We start from the raw sequence: 9,284 nt of genomic DNA on the forward strand, positions 1-9,284 counted from the left end.
TAAAAGGGGGTGTGGTTGGTCAAGAGCTGTGACGGTTGTGAGAAGGGGATAAGCCCGCATGAGAAGGGTAAAAACACGTGGAGGGAATAAACTCTGAGAAGGGGATAAGCCCGTGTGAGGAGGAAAAAACGTTTGGTTTTGGAGCTGTTGATATAAGGACCGCTGTTTAGAGGCGTAAGGGAGGGGGATTGTTCGTTCTCAAAGCCTATGATGTAAGAGAGTATGGGCTATTCAAGAGGGTGTTCGGGTATGGATAGAGATTGAAGGGGCTCGGCTTCTTTGCAAAGCAGAGGTCTTGATCATAAGTTTTGTTTATTCATATGGTTTTTTATGGCATCCAGTACCTGTTGGCTTATCTCCTTATGGGTCAGCCATCGTAAACCTTTGGGCGTTGTTTTTTGTCCTAATTGAATGGGGATAAAATCAACCTTGTTTTTGCGCGCGCACTCGAGGATCATTTGATCATGCATGTTGGAACCAAAAATATGAAGAATACATGGCGGTTTAGGCAAAAGAGCCAACTGCTCAATTAATGCGCAAGAAAATGCATAGGCGGGCGAATGAATCCATAATATGCAATATTTTAGATCATGCCATTGCTTCACAGCTTCTAAAAATTGCGCCTTTGATGCCGCACAATCATAATCCAACGACACGCACAACTGTTTGTTGTGCAATGCCTCAAGCTGGACTTTATGGGAAAGAAAGCGTGCAGCAATAATCACTTCTTGCGGCTTTAGTGATTGATACAAAGGGGCAAGCATCCCTGTGCCCCCTACCACTAAATAACGATAGTGCGCATCCTTTTTTTTCATGCCCCCTCCCTTATTGCTTTAAATCCCACCTCGTTGCTTTAAAAATGTGTACATTTCATCAGCAAGTCTTTCACAACGGGTTTGTACCTCTTCACTTATAACTTTCCAAGTACGACCTTCATCATCTGAGGCAAAATCTTCGTTGGAAGAGGCGATTTGACATTGGAGTGTATAACCATAAAGCGTGTGCACCACCGGAACTAAATGCTCACACGGTTGTGCGCATTTTTTGGCCGTACTCCCATGAGAGATAAGCCCAACAGGTTTATTTAAAAAGGCATTATAGCTCAAATTATCAAGAGCATTTTTTAAAACACCCGAATAAGACCCTTGATAAACGGGGCTTGCTAGAATAACGCCATCAGCCGCGGCAATGGTTTTTACAAACTCACGGACCGCAGCACTTGGATTAGCTTCAACCTGCTGATGATAATCTGGATCTGTCATCGGCAAGGGCTGTTTACGCAAATCAACCCAATGAAGTGATGCACCCCGCTTTATGAGGCAATCCGCTAAATAATTGGCTAAAGTTCTTGTTAAGGAAGGTTGACGCACAGACCCCAAAATAATTGCTATATTCAACAGGATTCTCCTTTATCTTTTCCCCACAAGCCTATAACGCAAGGCTTATAAAGAAGTGTGAGTAAAATGGCGCGTATCAATGCTGTTTATAAAGAGCAATTGTAATGATATCGCATCATCATAGAATCAGTCCATGCTAACAAGATTGTTGACAAAACAACACCTCAAACTTGCAAGGGAATGTTAGTGCTTTCATTAATATTAAAATGCTTGATCTCAAAAGTAGCGGCTGTTTCTCTGTCTTAGAAGCGCTTTGATGAATATATTCTGAGCTATTGGCTTGCAAGATCCCCAATGAAAAAAGGAATATATCGTCATATTTTGAATGATCATTGATCCTTTTTAATTGGAATAAGAAAGTTGTAAGATTTTCTCATTTCAAATGCTCTTATTGCGCGATCATTTGCAAATCAATGGAAGTTCCTTTTTTCATGTCTTAAGTGGGGGGCGGAAAACAATTGAGAAAAGAATAAAAATGCTTCTGTCTTTTCAAGGGATAAAGGCTATCGTAGAAGCTAGATATGGCTGTTGTAGGGGGCAGCGGGTATGGTTGTTGTAGGGGGCGGGTATGGCTGTTGTAGGGGGCGGGCGGTATGGCTGTTGTAGGGGGCAAGCGGGTATGGCTGTTTGTAGGGGCAGAGCGGTATGGCTGTTGTAGGGGGCAGCGGTATGGCTGTTTGTAGGGGGCAGCGGTATGGCTGTTTGTAGGGGCAGCGGTATGGCTGTTTGTAGGGGCAGAGCGGTATGGCTGTTGTAGGGGGCGGGCGGTATGGCTGTTTGTAGGGGCAGAGCGGTATGGCTGTTGTAGGGGGCAGGCGGTATGGCTGTTGTAGGGGGCGGGCGGTATGGCTGTTTGTAGGGGCAGCGGTATGGCTGTTTGTAGGGGCAGAGCGGTATGGCTGTTGTAGGGGGCAGCGGTATGGCTGTTGTAGGGGGCAGTGGTATGGCTGTTGTAGGGGGCAGCGGTATGGCTGTTTGTAGGGGGCAGCGGTATGGCTGTTTGTAGGGGGCAGCGGGTATGGCTGTTTGTAGGGGGCAGCGGTATGGCTGTTTGTAGGGGGCGGGCGGTATGGCTGTTGTAGGGGCAGAGCGGTATGGTTGTTGTAGGGTGCAGCGGTATGGTTGTTTTTTGGGCAGGGGTGGGGTTGTCGTAGGAGCCTTAGGCTAATGGGGTTGTCCGTGTTGAGGAACGAGTTATGGCGTAGCTTGTTGCAAGGGAGGGTAAGGCTATTGTAGAGGCCGCAGGGGGCGTATATGAATGGCGCCGGATTACATTTTTTATTGAAACAATAGGGGTGATAGAGTTTATAGTAAGGGGATATATTCATGGGGGCGCTATTGTTATCCTCTTCATGGGGGCTATTCATGAAATGGGGGTGATGCGCGTTGGTTTGGAAGTGTTGAGAGATTTCTTTAAAACAAGCACGTGAATTGGCAAAACTATTGGCAACATAAATATGCAATACGAGTATTTTCTGGGGTGTTCTGTTTGACGATAATGGATGCAATTGTGCTTTGAGAGATTATGCGTATCCTTATAAAGTTAGGGACAAACAGTTGTATAAAAGGGAAGAGCAAATGAAGGGGGAAAATTCCACATTTTATAACAAACGGTGCTCTCTTTTTTTTGGAAAATCATTTCGTTCTTATAAAGATCATATGATTATTTGTCTTATTTCTATCCTTATTGGGATAGGTTATAAAGCTCTTTTGATCCCATTAGAAGCCAAGTGGCCGTTGAGTGTATCACAGGATAGCACTCTTTTGGCGCTTTTTGTGCTGCGTGAAGTCATCATGGTGGTTGTTGTTGCCTTGATGCCTGTTTTATTGGTGCTTTATCTCATCTTAATGTATTTGTTGAAAAAAAAGATTCAGCAGTTAGAAGAGGCTATCCAGCAACGGGGTCACACAATCGATCAACAAAATAATCCAGTAAAAAACAATAGAGAAAAAATAAGCTGTTTTTTTATCGTATACTTTTGGTTGATATTTCTGCTAAACGTCTTTTTTCCTGCGGGTGTTGTCATGCTCATTTTAGAATTTTATTATTTTGTTTTCAAGCAGGTGAGAACGTATTGTAGAGTGAAACGGGAATTAAAACGCATAAGATAAAGAGAGTGACAAGGCGCTTTTGTCGCTATCGTAAGGGGGGAGAGGCAATGTTTAGAAGCTCGTGACACAAGAAGAGGGGATGGTTGGAAAATTATCAGGCAAAGAGGAGAGCCTATTTTCGTTTGTAATGAGGAGGATGCTCTTAATCATTGGGAAGAGTAACCGCGCTTTTAGAAAGTTGGGGTCTTTTGTTGAAAATAAGGGAAACACTATGCATCGCACTTTTCGTGGTTCTTAAAAGAGCGGGCATGAGATAAAGAGCGGGCATGAAATAAAGAAATGCGTTTTTCATAAAAAGGAAGAGCAATGAAGGGGAAAAATTCAGCATTTTATTCAGCATTTTATAATGAACTACGCCATTTTTTCGAAAAAAGTATTTTTTCTATGCGAGAGCGTGTTGTCATTTGTTTTCTCTCACTCATTATTGAGCTATGGAACAGGATTTTCTTTCTTGAGCTGTGGAACAGGATTCTCTCTCTCTCATCCTTGGATAGCAAAGAGTACAGCATTTTTTCTCTTGAGCTGTGGAACAAGATTTTCTTTCTCCTATCCTTGGGTAGCAATGGGGAACGGACAGGGTGGTGGGATACACCTCTTTTTCTCTCTCTGTATGCGTTTTGGAAAGTTATTATAGTGTGTGTTTTGGTCTTATTCCCAGTTATGTTGATACTCTACATCACATTGTGGTTTTTGTTGAGAAAAAATACTCAAAAATTGAAAGAAATAAACCAGCAACGGGGTAAAATAACCGATCAAAAGGATCGATATAAAAAAGGCGATAGAGAAAAAAGGGGTGATATTCTTGTCATGATATTTGTTTTCGTGCTTATGTGTGTGACATTGGTGGTTGCTTGTATTCCCATGATGATTTTAGAACTTTATTATGGTGTCTTTAAGCAGGTGAGAACGTATCGTAGAATGAGACGGCTACTAAAACGCGTAAGATAAAGAGAGTGACAAGGCGCTTTTGTCGCTATCGTAAGGGGGGAGAGGCAATGTTTGGAAGCTCGTGACACAAGAAGAGGGGAGGATGAATGGTTGGAAAATCATCAGACAAAGAAGAGAGCCTATTTTCGTTTGTAATGAGGAGGATGCTCTTAATCATTGGGAAGAGTAACCGCGCTTTTAGAAAGTTGGGGGGTTTTATTAAAAATAAGGAAAGCGCCATGCATCGCACTTTTCGTGGTTCTTAAAAAAGCGGGCATGAGATAAAGAAATGCATTTTTCATAAAAAAAGGAAGAGCAATGAAGGGGAAAAAGTCAGAATTTTATTCAGCATTTTATAATGAACTACGCTATTTTTTTGGGAAAGATTATTTTTCTGTGCGAGAGCATGTTGTCATTTGGTTCCTCTCGCTCATTATTGAGTTGTGCAACAGGATTTTATTTTTCCCATCCTTGGGTAGCCAAGAGAACTTGACAGGGTGGTGGGATACACCTCTTTTTCTCTCTCTGTATGCGTTTTGGAAAGTTATTACAGTGTGTGTTTGGGTCTTGTTTCCAGTTCTGTACATACTCTTCATAACATTGTGGCTTTTGTTGAGAAAAAATACTCAAAAATTGAAAGAAATAAACCAGCAACGGGGTAAAATAACCGATCAAAAGGATTGGTATAAAAAAGGCGATAGAGAAAAATGGAGTGATATTCTTGTTACAATATTCGGTCTCGTGCTTATGTGTGTGACATTGGTGGTTGCTTGTATTCCTATGATGATTTTACAACTTTATTATGGTGTCTTTAAGCAGGTGAGAACGTATCGCTGTTTAAGAAAAGAACTGAAAAACGTCTTGCAAGAACAGGATACAGCGTTTGAGAAGTCATGAGAGGGAAAAAATAATGAAGAAATTATGAGAGATTCAGCCTTTATAGGGATTGCTCTCTATACCATTTTGCCTCTGATATTTTTTGGTGCTCTTTCATGGGTTGTCCGTAAACATTGCTCTAAGGAGCAGTGTTGAGGGTGGCATTGAGTGAAAGAAAAGCCGATTATGGATTAGTATTGATTTAAGGGAATAAGAGCCCTTGGGGTTTAGAGCCTAGAGTAAGCGTTTGGGACTTACTTTATCGTTTGAGGTGTGAGGAAGGAACGGTTTTGCTTGTAGGGGTGCGCGGTATATGGGTTGTTTTCGTATTTTTAGGAGCCTTGTTCATTCAAGCTTTGAAATGAATCCTATTGAAGTGGGGTTGCAGGGTCATTTTCTTGAAAATAGGAGAATTTTTGGGAAGAAAAAGCTGAATTGTGACTATTGTTTACAGATTGGCGTGGTTTGAAAATCTTTATTTTTTGCAATGTGAGGAAGGTAAGAGGGTGGCAAGGTAGCAGGAATATTATAATTTTTATTATGACGCAAACCATAATGGTCTGTGTACTTTTCTTTATTCCGGTGGTATTTGGGTTTTGCATCATCATAATGCGTAAATTGGAAAAAAATCCAGAAACGAGAAGAGGCAATCTCTGTGTGATAGCAAATAAGCTCTCTGTCGCACGGGTCTTTTCAAAGAGAGAGGGGAATACATGAAGGAGCAAAATTGGGCATCAGAGCAAGAAACGCATAAAGGAGTGCATTCTTTTTCGCTCCAGCACGTGTTGCTCTCAGCAAAGGATTATAAAATTATCTTTGCTATTGCTGTTCTCATTATCATGTGGAGAATGGTTCTAGAAATACCAGGTGTATTAAATTGGCAGCTGACAGGGTGGCAATATGTTGTGCATGCCGTTCTCCTTAAAACAACGGACATCATAATGGTCTGTGTTATTATTTTTATTCCGGTTATGTTACGGCTTCGCACCAAAGTGACGGGTGAGTTGTACAAAAATATTCAGAAACTAGAAGAAGCAATCTCGGTGCGAGAGCACATAAGCTCTCTGTCGCACGGGCTTTGTAAAGACTGAGAGGGGAAAAATGAACAGTGATCCTATAGCCGTATTTCTATTAGATCCCCTGTTCTGGGTATTTATTGTTATTTGCATGATCATTATCATGCTTGTTTTAGCTCTTTATACCTCTGTCTTTAAACGGATGAAAATGAATTTCCAAGTGAAAGGCGAGCTGGAAAGAGTGCTTAAAGAAAATGATCTTGCAACGCAGCAGTTTTGGAAAGATGAAGCCGTGGTGCAGAAGAGGCGTTTGCAACTAAAGGAAAAAGAGTTCTCTGCCGATTATGATGATGATGAAATTCTCACGATAGAAAGTGCAACAGGGCTTTTAAAAAGCTTGGGATGGTCGGTGGAAATCGAGGGAAAGGGAGATTATTTGGCAACCCTCTTTTTACCAGATCGCGAAGTGCAGTTTCTTTATAACGAGAAACGAGTGGAAGAATTTTCGCCTTTTGATCGCGGACTTTTAATTATGAGCGGTATTTTTGCGGCGGCTTGTCAGACGATTAATCCGCATAATTCTGGGGTTTTGCCAACAGTATTTATGAATTTTGTACCCAATGGATTGGAAATTTTTGAAGAAAAAGTGAGCGCCAAGCTTTTAAAGAAAGCACTCGATACAACTTTAAAATGGACAATGGAAGATGATTCTTTGCATGAAATGTTTCGCTCTCAATATAGTATTCCCCCTTGGGAAAAAGACTCTTTATCTTGGGCACCGGATGGAGACGTAGAGTTTGCACCTTATGCTTTGCTGCATCTTGCTGCTCTTGCCTTGCTGGGCGATGTTGAGACTTTAGCTTCTTATGACGAAAGTTTTACGGCAGGGGAGAAGCTTGGCTTTGATGAAACCATTGAAAAAGTCCATTTGGAACGCGCTTTAGCGATAGCTCAAGAAGTGAAAAGGGAAGGAAAGTTCAGTTACGATCTACTGGAACGGGTTGCTGAGAAGTGGTCTATAGCCATGGACTATCAGCTTTTTAGAGTGAGATCCCCTAATACGTGTAATCAAAAACGAGATTTTCATAAAAAAATAGTCGAGGAGAAAAAACAAGAATTAAGGGAACAAGGGTTTGAAGGGGTGAGTGATGAACAGTTCGTGTTTGAAGCAGAGGGGGTAAAACATGCTCCTGATATTACTTATATTAAAGATGGTAAAATCGCATTTATGGATATAAAAATTGATTAGTTTATTCTCCTGTTGAAGAAAAGCACTTTTATTTAAAAGATGTGAAAGCGTCTCAATCATGGCGCTTTCACATCTTTCTTACCAGAGCAAAATAAAGGGTTCGAAAAATCAAGAATAATAGCCAAGATTTAAAAAATAGACTGGAAATGGCTTGATCCTCAAGAATAGAGGAGAAAAATCAATTATAAATTCTACTCTCTTCTTAAAGGCGGTCTCTTTTTTGTTAGAAAATGCTCATAAATTATTGCTTATTCAAGCGGTATGAGGGAAAGGTCCATTGACTAAAGCGCTATGGGAGGGAAGCTAGGGGGTAGAGCCTTTGTCATTTGAGGGGAGAGGAAGGCAAAAAATGGCATTTTTGAGCAGTGTTAAGGTCTTTTTCCTTTGAGGTATTTTTTGTCTTTAAGAAGTTCTTGCCAATGAAGCAGCGCTTGTTAAGTTGCAACAGCGTTTCAGTATGGTGATATTGATACAAAAATTTATATGGTATTTTTGTGTTTTTCAGTCTGCTTCATGGAGAGTTGTAAGCCAATCCGATGATGTAGGGGATGCATGGTCATTTTCTTGAAAACAGAAGAATTTTTGGGAAGAACAAGAAGAACACGAGGATTGTGGACCCCTTATTAACTAAAGCGGTATGAGGGAAAGGTCCATTGACTAAAGCGCTATGGGGGAAAGGGGTTAGAGCCTTTGTCATTTGAGGGGAGAGGAAGGCAAAAAATGGCATTTTTGAAGGCGGTAATATTGGGATAATAAAAATAAAAACACAATAAAAATTAAATTAAAACAAAGGAAAAATTAAACTAAAAAAGGCCCTTTATAAAATGGGGCCTTTTTATTTAAATTTTATAATATATACAAAATGTATATAACTTTACTTTAAGAACTTTTTGTATCTTATATTCTAGTAGAAACAAGTTGTATGAAATATATAATAAGTGATCCTAAAAAAACAGCTATTGCATTCAATAAACTTTTTCCTTTTTCGTATATATCGTTTATTGATGCTTGTTCTGATGCGCTTCTATTACTGACTCTCAGTATATTCAATGTATCCGATGTGTCCCTTACTTGTTTAACAAACTGTAAATTTGTTTTCTCAATAGTATAAGGGGCAACAATGGGAGAGGGTTTTTTATTGACTATACGATCAGATTTTTGAATCGCGAGAGCTAAACCACTTGTAATAGCTCCCGCTATGAAAAAATATCTGATATTCATAGTTTTTCTCCTATATTTATTTCGACAAATAAATATCGATGCGTATCATATATAAAGTCGATTTAAATAACTATAGTAAAAATACAACAATCACAAAAAAGAATAAAGTTTGTCTACAAATTGACAAAATTTACCCTTAATTGCCTTAATGAATTCTTTCAGATTCGATTTTATGAAGGCACCAAAAAGTATGAAAGATCTGTAGGCAAGTGGAATCCCATAAGGTGGGTGATACAATAGTTGCTAGCAAACTTCTTTTTGTGCCTTTGACCAAGGATTCATAAAAATGAGGGTTCATAAAAATGAGATGCGATAAAAGTTGAGTAAAACCCTTGAGGGGAAGGATGCACTCTTTTGATGGCCAGAGTGCATCCTCTTATAGATTGGATACTGCCTTTATGAGGGTTTAAGGCGGTATTCGTTGAGGGGAAGGATGCACTCTTTTGAGGGCTAGAGTGCATCCTCTTATAGATTGGATACTGCCTT

7 protein-coding genes are annotated in these 9,284 nt (G+C 40.2%); 4 read left to right on the forward strand and 3 right to left on the reverse strand.

From position 1 onward, the window contains the following. Positions 1-299: 299 nt before the first annotated feature. Both ACFIJJ_RS08220 and ACFIJJ_RS08225 read right to left on the reverse strand, forming a co-directional pair. Positions 300-815 carry a short-chain dehydrogenase gene (locus ACFIJJ_RS08220; RefSeq protein WP_375637680.1) on the reverse strand — a complete coding sequence of 172 codons (516 nt, stop codon included), beginning with the start codon at positions 813-815 and terminating at the stop codon, positions 300-302. A gap of 18 nt (positions 816-833) precedes the next feature. Next, positions 834-1,397 (reverse strand): NADPH-dependent FMN reductase, encoded by a 564-nt coding sequence (locus ACFIJJ_RS08225; protein WP_375646592.1) that lies wholly within the window; start codon positions 1,395-1,397, stop codon positions 834-836. A 1,776-nt stretch (positions 1,398-3,173) separates the two neighbouring features. Between ACFIJJ_RS08225 and ACFIJJ_RS08230 the strand changes: the two genes are divergently transcribed. The 4 genes from ACFIJJ_RS08230 (at position 3,174) to ACFIJJ_RS08245 (ending at position 7,577) form a co-directional block, all read left to right on the forward strand. After that, the gene (locus tag ACFIJJ_RS08230) at positions 3,174-3,509 is read left to right on the forward strand and encodes a hypothetical protein (RefSeq protein WP_375646593.1); all 336 of its coding nucleotides are present in this window, start codon (positions 3,174-3,176) and stop codon (positions 3,507-3,509) included. 1,539 nt (positions 3,510-5,048) lie between these two features. Continuing rightward, positions 5,049-5,333 (forward strand): hypothetical protein, encoded by a 285-nt coding sequence (locus ACFIJJ_RS08235; RefSeq protein ID WP_375646595.1) that lies wholly within the window; start codon positions 5,049-5,051, stop codon positions 5,331-5,333. A 692-nt stretch (positions 5,334-6,025) separates the two neighbouring features. Further along, a complete protein-coding gene (locus ACFIJJ_RS08240) occupies positions 6,026-6,403 on the forward strand; it encodes a hypothetical protein (RefSeq protein WP_375646596.1) in 378 nt (125 codons plus the stop codon). Positions 6,404-6,413: 10 nt separating this feature from the next. Further along, the gene (locus ACFIJJ_RS08245) at positions 6,414-7,577 is read left to right on the forward strand and encodes a DUF6990 domain-containing protein (protein WP_375646597.1); all 1,164 of its coding nucleotides are present in this window, start codon (positions 6,414-6,416) and stop codon (positions 7,575-7,577) included. 897 nt (positions 7,578-8,474) lie between these two features. Here the strand turns inward: ACFIJJ_RS08245 and ACFIJJ_RS08250 are convergent. Beyond that, the gene (locus ACFIJJ_RS08250) at positions 8,475-8,798 is read right to left on the reverse strand and encodes a hypothetical protein (RefSeq protein ID WP_375622820.1); all 324 of its coding nucleotides are present in this window, start codon (positions 8,796-8,798) and stop codon (positions 8,475-8,477) included. Between the last annotated feature and the right edge of the window lie 486 nt (positions 8,799-9,284).

The organism is Bartonella sp. TT29SHDZB, from assembly GCF_042193395.1.
Classification (GTDB): Bacteria; Pseudomonadota; Alphaproteobacteria; order Rhizobiales; family Rhizobiaceae; genus Bartonella.

Coding starts and splice junctions, on each gene's coding strand:
- ACFIJJ_RS08245 (WP_375646597.1), top strand. CDS start 6,414: ATGAACAGTGATCCTATAGCCGTATTTCTATTAGATCCCCTGTTCTGG.
- ACFIJJ_RS08220 (WP_375637680.1), bottom strand. CDS start 815: ATGAAAAAAAAGGATGCGCACTATCGTTATTTAGTGGTAGGGGGCACA.
- ACFIJJ_RS08250 (WP_375622820.1), bottom strand. CDS start 8,798: ATGAATATCAGATATTTTTTCATAGCGGGAGCTATTACAAGTGGTTTA.
- ACFIJJ_RS08240 (WP_375646596.1), top strand. CDS start 6,026: ATGAAGGAGCAAAATTGGGCATCAGAGCAAGAAACGCATAAAGGAGTG.